This window comes from Micromonospora antibiotica, assembly GCF_017599305.1.
Taxonomy (GTDB): Bacteria; Actinomycetota; Actinomycetes; order Mycobacteriales; family Micromonosporaceae; genus Micromonospora; species Micromonospora antibiotica.
Window position 1 is genome coordinate 29,531 of record NZ_JAGFWR010000033.1, and the last position, 15,427, is coordinate 44,957.

Sequence of the window (15,427 nt, forward strand, 5' to 3'; positions counted from 1 at the left end):
ATGCGTACCCGTGACTTCTCCCGTGCCCCCGCGCAGGCCCGCGCCGGCGCCATGTTCATCGGCGGCACCCGCTACACCAACCCGCTGGTGCTGCTGCGGCTCGCCCCCTCCTGGTTCCGGATGCTGCGCGACATGCGCCGGATGAACGGCTACTGCTGGCACACCGTCTACTGGCAGTTCCCGCTGACCCTCGGCACCATCGCGTTCTTCACCGACCGCGACGCGATGCTGCGCTTCGCCCGCACCCGGCACCACCGCCGGCTGATGGTCTGGCTGACCGACGGCACCCGCAACGCCACCGCCGGCTTCATCCGGCTCTACACCGCCAGCCCCGACGGCTACTCCAACGGCACCTGGCGGGCCGAGGGCCCGCAGATGGGGCACATCGACACCTTCACCCCGCTGGGCGCGGAGACGGCCGGGCCGGCGGTCCGCCGATGAGCCCCGCCCGGCACCGGTTCACCCGGGTCACCGACCGGCGCGGCCTGCGGCAGTTCCTCGCCTTCGGCGACCGGCTCTACGCCGGCGAACCCCGCCACGTGCCCACCCCCCGCCAGCAGATCCGCCGCTGGTGGCGCGACGGCGTGCCGCTGTACCTGCTGCGCGACGCCGCCGGCACGGTCGTCGGCCGCACCACCCTGCACACCGACGCGGACTTCGACGCCAAGCTCGGCCGACGGTGCCAGCTGTTCGGGCTCACCGAGTTCACCGAGCGGGCCGGGAAACCACTGTTCGACGCGATCACCGCGCACGCCGGCACCGACCGGGACCTGCTGTTCGGCCCGGTGGCGCTGCTGCCCAACCAGGCCGGCGGGGTGATCACCTCCGGGCACGCCGAGCGCGGCTTCGTCGACAGCGCCTGGAACCCGCCGTGGTACCCGACCGCCTACGAGGCGTACGGGTTCCGCCGCCGGTTCGAGGCCGACACCTGGATCTGCCCCGTGCCGGCCCCACCGGAGCCCCTCCCGCCGGTGCACGTCGACCCGGACGGCGCCCGGATCGCGCTGCACCGGGGCGACGTCCGCCACCTCGACGACCAGCTCGACCTGCTGCGCGGGATGCTCAACGCCTCCTTCGCCCAGCTCGGCTACTACACGCCGATCTCCGCCGCGCAGCTACGGCGGCAGACCGACGGGCTGGCGTACCTGCTGGACGAGTCGCTGCTGCTCTACCTGACCCGCGACGGCGAGCCGGTGGCGTTCGTGCTCTGCGTACCCGACATCAGCGAGTTCCTGATCGCCGTCCGGGGCGACCTGCACCTGGTCAACCAGGCCCGGTTGCTGGCCGCCCGCCGCCGCTACCGTCGGGAGGCGGTGCTGATCGTCAAGGGGGTCCTTCCGCAGCACCAGGGGCGCGGCTACCAACGGCTGCTCTCCACCCACCTGCACCGCAACCTGTACACCGGCGGCTACACCACGCTGCGCAGCACCTACGTCGAGCGGGACAACACCGCCTCGGCCGCCCAGTACCGCCGCCTCGGCGGTCGCCCGCTGCACGGCTACACCTTCTACGCCAAGGAGCGGTAGGTGGACCACGACGCGTTCCGGCGGCTCGAACGGTGGTGCTGGCGGGCCCCGAGCGCGCACAACACCCAACCGTGGCGGCTGCGCTACGAACCCGATGCGATCCGGATCGGCTGGGACCCCGCCCACACCCTGCCCGCCGGCGACCCCACCGGCCGGGACCTGCGGCTGTCCCTCGGCGCGTTCGTCGAGACGTGCCTGATCGTCGCGGCCGATGCCGGCCTGCGGCTGGACTATCTCGCCGACCACGACGAACACCACAGGTGGGTGGGGTTGCTGCGCCCCGCCCCGGACCGCTACCCGACCCCGTTCCGCACCACCGACGTGTGGGAACGCCGGACCGACCGGGGTCACCTCGCCGCCGGGGTGGACGGGGACACCCTCGCGGCGGTGGACGCGGTCGCCCGGCCGGCCGGCGGCAGCGTACGGACCGTGCCGCAGGCCGGGCGGCTCGGTGCCCTGCTGCGCGCCGCCGACCGTCGGCTCTACGCGGACCCGGCGGTCGTCGGCGAACTGCGCCGCTGGCTGCGGCTGGACCCCACCCACCCGGGCTACCACGCCGACGGGCTCACCGACCGCTGCCTCGCCTTGTCGCGGCCCGCCGCCACCGGGCTGCGCGCGGCGCTGGCCGGGTACCCGGTGCTGCGCCCGCTGGGCCTGCCGAGGCTGCTCGCCGCCGCCGCGGGCGACCCGCTCGCCCAGGGCGGCACCGTGCTCGTCCTGGTCGCCCCGGACCACCTCGACGAGCCCGGCCAGGTCGAGTTCGGCCGGGTGCTGATGCGCACCTGGCTGACCCTGCACACGGCGGGGCTGGCGGCACACCCGCTGAGCCAGCTCATCGACGTCCCCACCACCCGGACGGCGCTCGGTGCGCTGCTCGACGTCGCGCCGCAGCGTCTGCTGCACGTCGCCCGGGTGGGCCGGCCCACCCGGCCCGCACCCCGCTCCGCCCGCCGGGTCGCCGCCGGTCGGGCCTGACCGTCGGCACGCCCCGACCGGCGTCCCGGGGACTGTCCGGTTGCCGACCGCGCGTGGGCGTCGACCGGCGTACGGTGGCCGCGCAGACCCGTCGACCCCATCCGAGGCAGGCCCGATGACCCATGGCACGTCGATGTCGGCCGGCCGGGACGCGACCTTCGACGACCTGGTCCGGCTGGCCGTCCGGGCGGTCGCCCCCGACGAGGAACCGCTGCTGGGCCTGCTCGCCCCCGACTACCACCGCCGCCCCGGCCACTGGCGACGCGATCCGGGCGCGCTGACCCGGGTGGGTGGTGGCGAGGCGGGCGGCGGCGGTTTCGAGGCGGTGGTCGAACCGCTCCTGCCGTACCTGCTGGTGCTCACCGGGGTGGCGGTGGAGGCGCTGCGCGACGGCGTGCGCGACCAGGCCACCGAGGCGGTCCGTGGTGGCCTGCGCGGGCTCGGCCGGCGGTGGCGCACCCGGGGCCGGCGGGCCGTCGACCCACCGCCACCCGAGGTGCGGCTGCGGCCGGGTCAGCTGCTGCGGATCGAGGAGGCGGTCACCGCCGCCGCCCGCGATCCCCGTTGGACGCTCACCGAGGACCAGGTCGCGGTGTTGCGTGACGCCGTACGCGACGCGTTCGCCCAGCGCTTCGGTGTCGCCGGGCCCGACACTGCCGAGGGTGATGTCGACGGTCGCTGAGGGCGGGCGCGGCCCCGCCGGCCCGGCCGGCGCGGCGACTCCGCCGCCCTCGGCGACTCCGCCACTGCCCTCGGCGACCCTCGGCCGGTTCGTCGCCGCGGTCACCGCCGTCGTGGGCACGAGCATGTTCGGATGGTCGACGGTCCTCGTCGACGGCGACGCGACCCGGGTCCGCGCCGAGTGCCTGGTGGACGTGCTGCGGACCCGACCGTTCCCGATCGATGCCCGGGCCGGCACGGTCGACGAGACGGGCCTGGCTGCCATCCGGCGCTGCACCGCCGGCCTCGGACCGGACGTGGCCGGGCAGCTGCTCGCCGGGCTCGCGGTGCTGCTGGCGGTGACCATGTTGGCCTACCTCGTCGCGCCCTGGTGCGAGTGCCGACTGCGGGGCCTGCGCCGCCTCGACCGGGTCCCCGGCACCCAGGCGCTGCGGGCCGACCTGGCCGAGCTGGTCGGGGTGGCGGGGCTACGCCGGTCGCCGACATTCGTGGTGTCCCGGTCCGCGCGGATCAGCGGCAACACCTTCGGCGCCGGGCCCCTGCGGTACGTCCGGTTGGACCTCGGCCTGGTGCACGCCCACCGGGTGGCCCCCCGGGCGTTCCGCGCGGTCGTGCTGCACGAGCTGGCCCACGTCCGCAACAGCGACATCCACCTCACCCGGCTGACCATCGCCCAGGCCTGGGCGTTCCCGCTCGGGGTGCTCGTGCCCGTCACCGTCACCTACCTGCGTGCCGACGCCGGCCGGCAGCTGCTCGCCGACTCCTGGCGGCTGGCCGCGTTCGCACTGGTCGTGCAGGTGTCGGCGTGGTCGGTGCTGCGGGCCCGGGAGTTCACCGCCGACGCCCGGCTCCCCGCCGCCGACGCCGACGCCGTCCGGGCGCTGCTCGCCGCCGACCACCGGCAGGTGGGGCGGTGGGCCCGCCTCGGTGCGCTGTTCCGGTTCCACCCCCTGGCCCGGGCCCGCGCCGACGCGCTGGACCGTCCCGGCCGGCGGTTCGCCGCCCGCCCGGTCGAGGCGCTCGGCGCGGGCCTGGCCGCCGGGATCGCCGCCCCGTCGGTGCGGGACCTGGCGACCAGCCTGCCCCGGGTGCTGCCGGGCGCGGACCCGGTCACCGACAGCGCCTTCGTCACCGGCATCCTGCTCGGCGTGCCGCTGGCCCTGGTGGCCACCGGGGCGCTGTGGCGGGCGGCCTGGTGGGCACGGCACACCGGCCGACCGGCGGCATCCGGCGCGGCGTTCGGCGCGGCACTGGCCTGCGGCCTGCTCGTCGGCCGCCGCCTGGCCTGGCGGGTCGCGTACGCGACCGACCTGCGGGCCTGGTGGATCGAGGTGCTGCTGGCCGGGCTGTGGATCGCCGGTGGCGCGCTGCTCGGCCGGTGGGTGGCCGACGGCGCCCGGGCCCACCTGCGGCACCTCGCGGCGGCGGCGGTCACCCGGATCCGGTGGGCGTGGGCCGGCGCGGCCGTGGCCACGTCGGTGCTCACCGCCGGGTACGTGGCGACGTTGCTGGTGCTCGACGCCTGGTCCACCGACGACGGGTGGAGCATGCTGCACCTGGTCGCCGCCCGCGAGGGCACCGGGGCCGCGACCCCGCTGACCCTGCTCGACATGATCGGCTTCTACGTGCGGATCACCGCCGCCTCGGCGCCGTACCTGATCGCGCTGCCGTTGCTCGCGGCGTTGTTCCCGGTCCTGGCCGGCCGGGGTGCGACCCGGCGGGCGCTGCGGACGGGGGTGGCCGTCGGGGTGGTCGGGGCGCTGGTGCTGCCCCTGGTGCCCCTCGGCGTCGGAGCCGCGGTGCGTGACCCCGGCCTGGCGACGTCGACCGCGGCGACCCTGGTGACCAGCCACACCCTGTTGCCGGTCACGTTCGTCGAGGTGGGCGTGGCCGTGGCGGCGGTCGCCACCCGACGCCTGTCGCTGTCGCACGCGCTGCTCGCCGCCCTCACCTCGGGGGCGCTGATGACGCCCGCGGTGGTGGTCGCCGACGTGCTGGTGTCCTGTGTGGCCGGTGCCCCCGGGTGTGCCCCTGCCGTCGATCCGACGGTGGTCGTCCGCGCCCTCACCCACGCTCTGCTCGTCGCGCCGGTGGCGGCGGTGCTCGCCGCCGCCGTGGGGACGGCCGTGCCGGCCGCGCTCGCGGTGCTCGGCCGGCGTCGGTGGTGGCCGGCGGTGGTGGTGCCCGTGCTGCTGGTGGCCGCCGGGGCGGTCGCGGTCACCCCGCACCGCCCTACGCCGGCCGGTGACCGTGGCCGGGACCCCTGCCTGGTCGGGGTCTGGCGGCTCGTGGCGGGTCGGTTCCACGAGCCGGTGGCCCCCGACTCGCCACTGGGCGTGCTGACCGGCCTGCGCACCGACGGTGCCCTGGACCTGTCGAGCGGGCCGGCCGGCGGCCACGCCACCGCCTACCGGGCGGACGGCACCGCGACCGACCTGTACGACCTGTTCGTCGCCGAGGGCACGCTCAACGGGCACACCGTGCGCAGTGTGCAGCGGGGCACGGTCACCTACCGCTGGTCGGCCGGGAACGGCCGGTACGCCCAGCGTGACCAGGTCGCCGCCAGCGACCGGGTGCTCCGGGTCGACGACCGTGAGCTGCCCCTGACCGGCCCGGCGGAGGACTTCGGCGGCTCGTACCGCTGCACCGCCGACCAGTTGGTGATCACAACGGCCGACGACGCCGGCTCGCACACCGAACAGACCTTCGTCCGCAGCCCGACCTGAGCAGCGGATCAGCCGTCGGGGGGCGGGTCGGCGCGCGGGACCACCCCGCCGACCTCGGGCCGGGACGCCGTCGTCAGGCCGGGCCGGGCAGCCGGGGAACACGACCGCTGATCTGGACGAAGTGGAAGCCCTCGACGACCACCCGGGGGTCGGCGAACGCCCCGATCGTCGCCGTGAGGTCGGCGTCGGTCAACCCGTGGGCCAGCAGGCTGCCGCGCAGTTGCGGAATGCCGGCCCGCAGCAGCCGGCAACCCGGACCGCCGCCGCGCCACCGGCCCGTGGTGGTCCGGGAGTCGACCTCGACCAGGCCGACCGCTGCGAAGGCCGCCGGGGCCCGCTGTGCCCAGGCGAGGTCGAGACCGCTGCCGACGAGAGCCGCCGTGTGGGCCGCCAGGTAGCGGGTCAGCAGGTCGGCGGTCGCGTCGTCCGGCGCGGACGAGACGAAGTCGCCGGGCGGGAGCGCGAACTCACCGATGAGCAGTACACCGCCGGGTGCCAGGGCGGCCACCATCCGCCGCAGGGCCTCCTCGCGCCGGGGCAGGTGACCGAGGAGCAGCCGGGCGTGCACCAGGTCGAAGGTGCCCGGCGGCTGGTCGGTGACGATGTCCTGGCGGTGGACGACGAGCCGGGGGTGCGGCGGGACGTGCTGCGGGGCGATGTCCGTGGCGACCACCTCGGCCGCCCGTTCGGCCAGCCACAGCGCGACGCTGCCGGCACCGGCGGCCACCTCCAGGCACCGCCGGCCGGTCAGGTCACCCCACTGCCCGAGCGCGGCCCGGGTCGGCCCGTCCAGCAGGTCCGCCAGCGCGTCGTGGTGGGCGCCGGCCTGGTCACTCGCATTGTCGAACGCGTAGCCCTTCGTGCTCACCCCACCATCCTGCCGGACGGCGAGCCGTTACGCCCCCGGCCCACCGCCCCCGGCCCATCGCCCCGGCCCACCGCCCCTGGCCCACTGCCCCGGTCCACCGCCGTGGGCCGGGGAGTCGGCGTGCCCGGCCGGCACCGCCTCCGGCGGGTCCCCGACACTCCGCATTCCACTGAGTGCAAGCCCGGGCCCACGCTGGACCCCGGGACGGAATGATTCGACTCCATCGATGTTCGCCCGGCGGGAGGTCGTTCGGATGGAGTTCGCCCGGGACCAGTGGTACGTGGCGGCCCACGGCGGGGAGGTCGGCCGGGACCTGCTCGCCCGTACGGTGCTCGGTGAACCGCTGGTGCTGTACCGCACCGGTGCCGGGGAGGCCGTGGCGCTCGCCGACCGGTGTGTGCACCGGCGCTTTCCGTTGTCGCAGAGCCGCCTCGACGGCGACACGATCGTCTGCGGCTACCACGGCTTCACCTACGACCCCACCGGCAGTTGCGTCTTCGTACCCGGTCAGCAGCGGATTCCGCGTACCGCGCGGGTCGCGGCCTACCCGGTGGTGGAACAGGACTCCTTCGTCTGGGTGTGGATCGGGGACCGGGGGCGGGCCGATCCGGCCACCATCCCCCGCGCGCCCTGGCTGGCCGACCCCCGGTACGCGGTGGTCCGGGGCATGGCCCCGCTGGACGCGCGGTACGGCCTGCTGGTGGACAACCTGATGGACCTGTCCCACGAGACCTACCTGCACGGCGGTTACATCGGCACCCCCGAGGTGGCGGACACCCCGATCACCACCGAGGTCGACGAGGAACGGGGTGTGGTGCACGTCAGCCGGCACATGGACGACGCCGAGTGCCCGCCGTTCTACGCCCGCTCGACCGGCATCCAGGGCCGGATCACCCGCTGGCAGGACATCGAGTACCACCCGCCGTGCCTCTACCTGCTGCACAGCCGGATCGCCCCGCAGGGCGTCTACCCGCCCGTGCAGGGGGAGGACAGCGACGCCTTCCACGCCGAGATCGTCTACGCCATCACCCCGTCGACCGCGCACACCACGTACGACTTCTGGGCGGTGGCGCGCGACTTCGCGGTCGACGACGAGTCGGTCAGCGCGTACCTGCACCAGAGCAACCACACCGTGGTGATGCAGGACGTGGCGGCGCTGAACACCCTGGAGCGGGTGATCGCAGCCGAACCGGAGCGGTACCAGGAGTTGAGCATCAACATCGACACCGGTGGGCTGGCCGCCCGACGGCTGCTGGCCCGGCTGGTCGGCTCCGGGACGGTGGGAGCGCCCCGGTGACCGCACCCGCCGGGCAGCGGGTCTACCGGGTCCACTGGGTGCCGGGCACCGACGTGCTGCGCGGGACCTGCCACTGTGGCGCCGAGCGCCTCGCCGACGAGCCGGTGGCCTTGTGGGAGTGGCTGCTCGGCCACCCGCGGGGCCACGCGACGGCGACCGTGCCGGCGTCCGGCCCGCCCGCCCGGCTGGCGGTGCCGGCATGACCGGGGACAGACTGACGAGGGGCGGGCTGACGAAGGACGGGCCGGTCGGGGACGGGCCGACGAGGGACGGGCCGGTCGGGGACGGGCTGGTCGGGGTGGAACTTACGGTGGTGGCCCGGGAGCGGGTGGCGGCGGAGGTCGTCGAGATCGGGCTGGCCCGCCCGGACGGTGGTGACCTGCCCCGGTGGACCCCGGGCGCGCACGTCGACCTGGCGCTGGGCCCGGAACTGGTGCGGCAGTACTCCCTCTGCGGTGATCCGGCCGACCGGTCCGTCCTACGGATCGCCGTGCAGCGGGAGCCGGACGGTCGCGGTGGCTCCCGGCTGGCGCACGCCCGGCTCACCGTCGGCGGCACCGTCCGGGTGCACGGGCCCCGCAACACCTTCCCGCTGGTCGCGTCGCGGCGCTACCTTTTCGTGGCCGGTGGCATCGGGATCACCCCGATCCGCCCGATGGTCGACGCGGCCGACGCCGCCGGCGCCGACTGGCGACTGGCGTACGGTGGACGCAGTCGCGCCACCATGGCCTTCGCCACGATCCTGCGGGAGCGGTACGGCGACCGGGTGTGCCTCTGTCCGCAGGACGAGACCGGGCTGCTCGACCTGACCGGGCTGCTGGGCCGGCCGGGCGACGGTCTCGTCTACTGCTGCGGCCCGGAATCCCTGGTCCGGGCGGTGGAGGAACACTGCGCCGACTGGCCGCCCGGCCGACTGCACGTCGAGCGGTTCACCCCCCGGGGCGACGCCGACGGGCCGGAGACGGCGATCGAGGTCGAACTCGCCCTCTCCGGGCGCACGGTGCGCGTGCCCCCGGGGGTGCCGATCCTGCGGGCGGTGGAGGAGGCCGGGGTGCCGGTCCTGTCGTCCTGTCGGGAGGGCACCTGCGGTACCTGTGAGACCCCGGTGCTCGCCGGGGTGCCGGAGCACCGCGACAGCCTGCTCACCGCGCAGGAGCGGGCCGCCGGGGACACCATGATGATCTGTGTCTCCCGGGCCCGTACGCCCCGGCTCGTCCTGGAGCTGTGACCGGCCGGCGCGGGCGGGGAGGATGGTGGGATGCGCGGCCAACCGGGACGGTCGGTGACCAGCAGGGTGCTGGCGCTGCTGGACGCGTTCACCCCGGCGAGCCCGGCGCTGACGCTGAGCGAGCTGGCCCGGCGCACCGGGTTGCCACTGTCCACCGTGCACCGCCGGGCGGCCGAGCTGCTCGCCTGGGGGGCGTTGGAACGCGGCGTCGACGGGCGGTACCGGATCGGCCTGCGGTTGTGGGAGGTGGGTTCGCTGGCGCCCCGGGGGCTGGGGTTGCGGGAGGTGGCCCTGCCGGTGATGGAGGACCTCTACGAGGTGACCCACGAGAACGTGCAGCTCGCCGTCCGGCAGGACGACGAACTCGTCTTCATCGAGCGGATCGCCGGCCGGCACGCGGTGCCGGTGCTCACCCGGGTGGGTGGCCGCTTCGCCCTGCACGCCACCGGCGTCGGCCTGGTCCTGCTCGCCTACGCGCCGGTCGGGGTGCAGGAGCGGGTGCTGGCCGCGCCGTTGGAGCGGTACACCGAGCTGACCGTCACCGATCCGGGGCGGCTGCGCCGCTGTCTGGCCGAGGTGCGCCGGGTCGGGTACGCGGTCAGCGACCGGCAGGTCACCATGGACGCCCTGTCGGTGGCCGCGCCGATCCGCGCCCCGGAGGGGGTGGTGGCGGCGCTGTCGTTGGTGGTCGCCCACGACCGGGCCGACCCGGTGGCGCTGGCCCCGCTGGTGCAGGCCGCGGGCCGGGTGCTGTCCCGGGCGTTGGGCGGCGCGCACGGGTGAGCACCGGCCGGACCGGCGTCAGTCGGGGAAGGCGAGCAGTCGCAGCAGGTGGGCCAGCCGTTCGTGGTCGCGGGGCGTCATGCTGGCCAGCGAGTCGAGCCCCACGGCGCGGACGGCGTCCTGGGCGCGGGCGAACAGGGCCCGTCCGGCGTCGGTGGCGGTGAGGACGTTGGCCCGGCGGTCGGCGGGGTCGGCGTGCCGCTCGACCAGTTGGCGCTGCTCCAGCCCGTCGATCAGGGCGACGACCTGGCTGGGGTCGAGGTGCAGGAATTCGGCGAGTTCCCGCTGGGTCGGGCGGACGTCGTCGGCGGCCAGGGCGAGCACCGAGTAGGAGCGGGCCTTCAGTCCGTGTGCGGCGAGGGCGGTGTTGGCCGCCGCGAGCGCGCGCGCGTTCGCGCGGGCCAGCAGGAAGCTCAGGTCACCGGCGAGCGTGCTGTCCCGCAGCCGGTCGCGTCCGGTCGGCCGGGTCCGTTCGGCGGGGGACATGGCGACGATGGTAGCAAGGTTCCCAAATAATTGACATTCTCAACGGTTCGTGCTCAGATCGCATCGACGAAAGGGAGTGCCCATGTCACTGGACGGCAAAGTCGCCATCGTCACCGGGTCCGGGCGTGGCCTCGGTCTGGCCTACGCCCAGGAGCTGGCGCGGCGGGGGGCCTCCGTCGTGGTCAACGACGTCGACGCGGGCGCCACGGCCGACGCGGTGGCGGCGATCGAGGCGTCCGGCGGGCGGGCCGTCGCGGTGACCGCGCCCGTCGGCCCGACCGAGACCGCGCAGGAACTCGTCAGCACGGCGGTCGCGCACTTCGGCCGACTGGACATCCTCGTCACCAACGCCGGCGTGCTGCGCGACACCGTGCTGTGGAAGATGACCGACGACGACTTCGACACCGTCGTCACCGTGCACCTGCGCGGCACGTTCACCACGGTGCGCGAGGCGGTGCGGCACATGCGGCAGGCCGACGCGGGCGGACGGATCATCTGCATCGGGTCACCCACCGGTCAACGCGGCACCTTCGGTCAGACCAACTACGCGGCGGCCAAGGCGGGCATCGTCGGCATGGTCCGCACCTGGGCGCTGGAGCTGAAGCGGGCCGGCATCACCGCCAACACCGTCGTCCCGGTCGCCGCCACCGCGATGACCGCCACCGTCCCCTACTTCGCCGCTGCGGTGCGGGCCGAGGCGGCCGGTGAGCCGATGCCCGCGTTCTTCCGGCACGACCTCGGTTTCGGCACGGCCGCCGACGTGGCCGGTCTGGTGGCGTTCCTCGCGTCCGACGCGGCCGCCCAGGTGACCGGGCAGGTGATCGGGGTGGGTGGTGACCGCCTGCAGATCTGGACCCATCCGGAGGCGGCGGTGACCGCCTACCGGGAGGGCGGCTGGACCTACGACGCGCTGGTGGAGGCCTGGCCGACCACGTTCGACGGGGCCGCGCAGAGCGTCGGCGAACGCTTCCCCGAGCTGCCCGCCCAGTTCCAGCCGGCCAATCCCTGACCCGGCCCACCGTCACCTGACCGACGAGACCGTCCGCCCGCCCCGCCGGACCGGACCCGCCCGACGGAGGCTGCCGCCCATGTACCAGCCCGCGATCGACCTCGACGCCGTCACCGCGATCGACATGCACGTGCACATCGAGGTCGACGACCACGGTCACGCCTCGTTGCCCGCACCGCTGGTGGCGGCCGTGTCGAAGTACTTCCGCACGGACGGGCCCCGGCCGGCGGTCGACGCGGTGGCGCGCTACTACCGCGAGCGCGGCATGGCCGCCGTCGTGTTCACCGTGGACGCGGGCACCCAACTGCGGCATCCGCCGCTGTCCAGCGTCGACATCGCCCGCGCCGCCGCCGAGCACGCCGACGTGCTGATCCCCTTCGGTTCGGTCGACCCGCGCACCGGCGGGGCGGCCCTCGACCTCGCCGCCCGGCTGATCGAGCAGGAGGGGGTACGCGGCTTCAAGTTCCACCCCACGGTGCAGGGCTTCGACCCCGGCGACGACGCGTACGCGCCGCTGTGGGCCCTGATCGAGCGGGCCGGCCTCCCGGCGATCTTCCACACCGGGCAGACCGGCATCGGCGCGGGCCTGCCGGGCGGCTACGGGCTGCGGCTCGGCCTGTCCAACCCGATGCTGCTCGACCCGGTCGCCGCCGACTTCCCCGACCTGCAGATCGTGATGGCCCACCCGTCGGTGCCCTGGCAGGACGAGGCGCTGTCGGTGGCCACCCACAAGCCCAACACCTGGATCGACCTGTCCGGCTGGAGCCCGAAGTACTTCCCGGCGGAGCTGGTACGCCACGCCAACTCGGTGCTCAGGCGCCGGGTGCTCTTCGGCACCGACTACCCGCTGCTCACCCCCGAGCGGTGGCTGCGTGACGTGGCGGCCACCGACCTCAAGCCGGACGTGCTCCCGGGCATCCTCAAGGACAACGCGGCCCGGCTGCTGGGCCTCGCCCGGGAACGACGAGAGGAAGCGCCATGACCACGACCATCACCTACGACCAGCTCGCCGACCTCGCCGGCACCGACCTGGGGTACACCGGCTACCGCACGGTCACCCAGGACCAGGTGAACCTGTTCGCCGACGCCACCGACGACCACCAGTGGATCCACGTCGACCCGGAACGGGCCAAGGCCGGCCCGTTCGGCGCACCGGTCGCGCACGGCTTCCTGACCCTGTCCCTGGCGGTGCCGTTCTGGACCGAGCTGCTGGAGGTCAAGGGGGTGACCACCAAGGTGAACTACGGCCTCGACCGGGTGCGCTTCCCCGCGCCGGTCGTGGTCGGGGCGCGGGTGCGGATGCGGGCCACCGTCGTCGAGGTGGTCGAGGTCCGGGGTGGCTACCAGCTCACCGTCGACCAGAGCATCGAGATCGAGGGCGGTGTCAAGCCGGCGGTGGTCGCCCGGGGGTTGTACCGCTTCCACGGCTGAGCCCGGCGGCGTCCACGCCGGGTGACCCACCACCACCACCTCCACCACCAGGAGACTGCTGATGCACCAGCACGGAATCGGTGCCTGGGTGGCCAGGCGTCGACTCAGGTCCCCGGACAAGGTCGCCCTCGTCCACGGCGCGGACGCGACCGTCACCTACGCCCAGTTCGCCGACGCGGTGGACCGGGTCTCGGCGGTGTTGCGGGGGCGTGGTGTCGGCGTCGGTGACGCCGTCGCCTACCTGGGGGAGAACAGTCCGGAGTTCCTCCAGGTGATGTTCGGGGTGGCGCAGGTCGGCGCCGTCTTCGTGCCGGTGAACACCCGGCTGGCACCTCCCGAGGTGGGTCACCTCCTGACCGACAGCGCGGCCCGGGTGCTGATCCACGACCCGGAGTTCGCCGCACCGGTGGCCGCCGCCCTGCCGGCCGCGCGGCCTCCGCAGACCGTCGTCACCGGCGAGGGCACCCCGCAGCGGCCGGGCCTGACCCGGCTGACCCGGGCGGCCGACGCCGGGCACCCCGGTCCTGCCCCCACCGGCCCGGACGATCCGGCGGCGATCGTCTACACCTCGGGCACGACCGGGCGGGCCAAGGGTGCGGTGCTGACCCACGGCAACCTCACCTGGGTCGCCCTCAACTGTGTGGTCGACTACGACGTCGTCTCGACCGACGTGGCGCTGATGATCTCGCCGCTGTTCCACGTCGCCTCGCTGGGGATGGGCGCGTTGCCCGTCATCCTCAAGGGCGCCACGATGGTCGTCGAGCGGGGCTTCGAGCCGGGCCGGGCGCTCGCGCAGATCGCCAGGCACCGGGTCACCATGCTCAGCGGGGTGCCGACCACCTACCAGCTGCTGGCCGACCACCCGGACTGGGCCACGACCGACCTGTCGACGTTGGCGAAGCTCACCTGCGGTGGCTCCGCGGTGCCGACCCGCATCCTCGACGCCTACGAGGCGCGCGGCCTGTCGTTCTCCCAGGGGTACGGGATGACCGAGGCGTCGCCGGGCGTGACCGCGCTGCCACCGGCGATGACCCGGGCCAAGCAGGGCAGCGTCGGTCTGCCGCACTTCTTCACCGATGTGCGGATCACCGACCCGGGCGGGGCGGTGCTGCCCGCCGGTGAGGTGGGTCAGATCGAGGTGGCCGGGCCCAACGTCTTCCCCGGCTATCACGGGCTGCCGGCGGCGACCGCCGAGGCGTTCACCGCCGACGGCTGGTTCCGCTCGGGTGACCTGGGCCGCCTCGACGACGACGGCTGCCTCCACGTCTCCGGCCGGCTCAAGGACATGATCATTTCGGGTGGCGAGAACATCTACCCGGCCGAGATCGAGCTGCTGCTCGGCGAGATCGACGGGGTGGTCTCGGCGGCGGTCATCGGGGTGCCCGACGACCGCTGGGGTGAGGTGCCGTGGGCGGTGGTGACCGTACGGGAGGGGGCGCGCGTGGACACCGCCGTCGTGCGGGCGCACCTGGACGGTCGGATCGCCCGCTACAAGCTGCCCAGGAACGTGGTCATCGTGGACGAGTTGCCGCGGACCGCGTCGGGGAAGGTGCGGAAGACGCAGCTGCGGGCGCGGTTCGCCGGCTGACCGTGGGCCGGTGGGTGACGAGGGCGGCGAACTCCGCCGTGGACGCCTCGGCCAGCGCCCGGTGCGCCCGACGGTAGGTCTGCACCGACCGGGCCGCCGGCCACTGCGCGTCCATGAACTCCGCCGGTAGCCTCGGGTCGGCCCGCAGCAGCGCCAGCCAGTCCGCCACCAGCATCGTGCGCAGGGTCAGCGCGCCCGCCGCCGCCGTGGTCGCGGCCGGGTCGGCCCACCGGTCGATGAACGCGAGGTGCTCGCGCCGGATCGCCTCGATGTCCCAGGCGGCGCGTACGCTCTCGCCGATCGGGAAGCCGGCGAGTTCGCGGGCGTGGAAGGCGACCACGGCGTGCGGGGCGAGGTCCTGCCGCAGCGGTTCCAGCGACCCGGCGAGGTCGACCTCGCCGGGGGCCAGCCACAGCCCGTCGCGGATCGGCGCGAAGCCCTCCCAGGTGAGGGTGGAGCGCAGCCGGTGCCGCAGCGTGCGCTGCCCCTCCGGGATGGAGAAGGTGACCAGGGTCCAGCCGCTGCCCTGCGGGTCGAACGGCCTCGGCCCGCGCACCCGGTACGTCGCCTCACGCAGCACCGCCGCGCCGTGCTCGGTCAGCGAGAACAACGTCTCCCGGCCGCTGCGGCCCCGGGCGAGGATGCCGCTGCGCACCAGCCGGTCGAGGGTGGCCCGGGTCGCCGGTGCGGCGACCCCGGCCCCCTCCAGCACGGTGATCAGGACACTCGCCCGGATCGGCCCGGTGTCGGCGTCGACGACGTGTTCGCCGAAGAAGGCGAGCACCAGTTGCTTCGGCTGACGCCTACCCACAGTCATCCCCTCCGACGG

General features: G+C 74.8%; 16 protein-coding genes. 13 read left to right on the forward strand and 3 right to left on the reverse strand.

Features of this window, described 5'->3' with window-relative positions; genetic code table 11:
* The 5 genes from JQN83_RS30340 (at nucleotide 1) to JQN83_RS30360 (ending at nucleotide 5,908) form a co-directional block, all read left to right on the forward strand.
* Nucleotides 1-441, forward strand: coding sequence for a DUF4188 domain-containing protein (locus tag JQN83_RS30340; RefSeq protein ID WP_208570577.1), 441 nt, complete (start codon nucleotides 1-3; stop codon nucleotides 439-441).
* On the forward strand, nucleotides 438-1,526 hold the full coding sequence (locus JQN83_RS30345) for a GNAT family N-acetyltransferase (RefSeq protein ID WP_208570578.1): 1,089 nt from the start codon (nucleotides 438-440) through the stop codon (nucleotides 1,524-1,526). The genes JQN83_RS30340 and JQN83_RS30345 overlap by 4 nt, the downstream gene beginning before the upstream one ends.
* The gene (locus tag JQN83_RS30350; RefSeq protein ID WP_208570579.1) at nucleotides 1,527-2,501 is read left to right on the forward strand and encodes a nitroreductase family protein; all 975 of its coding nucleotides are present in this window, start codon (nucleotides 1,527-1,529) and stop codon (nucleotides 2,499-2,501) included. It begins immediately after the preceding gene.
* A 115-nt stretch (nucleotides 2,502-2,616) separates the two neighbouring features.
* Nucleotides 2,617-3,183 (forward strand): hypothetical protein, encoded by a 567-nt coding sequence (locus JQN83_RS30355; RefSeq protein WP_208570580.1) that lies wholly within the window; start codon nucleotides 2,617-2,619, stop codon nucleotides 3,181-3,183.
* Nucleotides 3,167-5,908, forward strand: coding sequence for a M48 family metalloprotease (locus JQN83_RS30360; protein WP_208570581.1), 2,742 nt, complete (start codon nucleotides 3,167-3,169; stop codon nucleotides 5,906-5,908). Before JQN83_RS30355 ends, JQN83_RS30360 begins: the two co-directional genes overlap by 17 nt.
* 73 nt (nucleotides 5,909-5,981) lie before the next feature.
* On the opposite strand, the gene JQN83_RS30365 is transcribed toward JQN83_RS30360, so the two are convergent.
* A complete protein-coding gene (locus JQN83_RS30365) occupies nucleotides 5,982-6,776 on the reverse strand; it encodes a class I SAM-dependent methyltransferase (protein ID WP_208570582.1) in 795 nt (264 codons plus the stop codon).
* Nucleotides 6,777-7,029: 253 nt separating this feature from the next.
* Between JQN83_RS30365 and JQN83_RS30370 the strand changes: the two genes are divergently transcribed.
* From JQN83_RS30370 to JQN83_RS30385, 4 genes are read left to right on the forward strand one after another with little or no spacing between them, the layout of a single operon-like run.
* On the forward strand, nucleotides 7,030-8,073 hold the full coding sequence (locus tag JQN83_RS30370) for a Rieske 2Fe-2S domain-containing protein (protein ID WP_208570583.1): 1,044 nt from the start codon (nucleotides 7,030-7,032) through the stop codon (nucleotides 8,071-8,073).
* On the forward strand, nucleotides 8,070-8,276 hold the full coding sequence (locus tag JQN83_RS30375) for a hypothetical protein (RefSeq protein WP_208570584.1): 207 nt from the start codon (nucleotides 8,070-8,072) through the stop codon (nucleotides 8,274-8,276). The genes JQN83_RS30370 and JQN83_RS30375 overlap by 4 nt, the downstream gene beginning before the upstream one ends.
* Nucleotides 8,273-9,301, forward strand: coding sequence for a PDR/VanB family oxidoreductase (locus JQN83_RS30380; RefSeq protein ID WP_307799916.1), 1,029 nt, complete (start codon nucleotides 8,273-8,275; stop codon nucleotides 9,299-9,301). Before JQN83_RS30375 ends, JQN83_RS30380 begins: the two co-directional genes overlap by 4 nt.
* Nucleotides 9,302-9,355: 54 nt before the next feature.
* Complete coding sequence (locus JQN83_RS30385; protein ID WP_307799917.1) at nucleotides 9,356-10,084, forward strand: IclR family transcriptional regulator; 729 nt, start codon at nucleotides 9,356-9,358, stop codon at nucleotides 10,082-10,084.
* 18 nt (nucleotides 10,085-10,102) lie between these two features.
* Here the strand turns inward: JQN83_RS30385 and JQN83_RS30390 are convergent, their stop codons facing one another.
* On the reverse strand, nucleotides 10,103-10,570 hold the full coding sequence (locus JQN83_RS30390; protein ID WP_208570586.1) for a MarR family winged helix-turn-helix transcriptional regulator: 468 nt from the start codon (nucleotides 10,568-10,570) through the stop codon (nucleotides 10,103-10,105).
* Between the two features lie 82 nt (nucleotides 10,571-10,652).
* Here JQN83_RS30390 and JQN83_RS30395 point away from each other — a divergent pair, with 82 nt between their 5' ends.
* The 4 genes from JQN83_RS30395 (at nucleotide 10,653) to JQN83_RS30410 (ending at nucleotide 14,598) form a co-directional block, all read left to right on the forward strand.
* Complete coding sequence (locus JQN83_RS30395) at nucleotides 10,653-11,579, forward strand: SDR family oxidoreductase (RefSeq protein ID WP_208570587.1); 927 nt, start codon at nucleotides 10,653-10,655, stop codon at nucleotides 11,577-11,579.
* Nucleotides 11,580-11,658: 79 nt separating this feature from the next.
* Nucleotides 11,659-12,561, forward strand: coding sequence for an amidohydrolase family protein (locus tag JQN83_RS30400; protein WP_208570588.1), 903 nt, complete (start codon nucleotides 11,659-11,661; stop codon nucleotides 12,559-12,561).
* A complete protein-coding gene (locus JQN83_RS30405; protein WP_208570589.1) occupies nucleotides 12,558-13,010 on the forward strand; it encodes a MaoC family dehydratase in 453 nt (150 codons plus the stop codon). The genes JQN83_RS30400 and JQN83_RS30405 overlap by 4 nt, the downstream gene beginning before the upstream one ends.
* A gap of 61 nt (nucleotides 13,011-13,071) precedes the next feature.
* Nucleotides 13,072-14,598, forward strand: a complete 1,527-nt coding sequence (locus JQN83_RS30410) for an acyl-CoA synthetase (RefSeq protein ID WP_244253534.1) — start codon at nucleotides 13,072-13,074, stop codon at nucleotides 14,596-14,598.
* Here JQN83_RS30410 and JQN83_RS30415 read toward each other — a convergent pair.
* Complete coding sequence (locus tag JQN83_RS30415; protein ID WP_244253535.1) at nucleotides 14,522-15,415, reverse strand: PaaX family transcriptional regulator; 894 nt, start codon at nucleotides 15,413-15,415, stop codon at nucleotides 14,522-14,524. The genes JQN83_RS30410 and JQN83_RS30415 overlap by 77 nt on opposite strands.
* Nucleotides 15,416-15,427 lie beyond the last annotated feature (12 nt).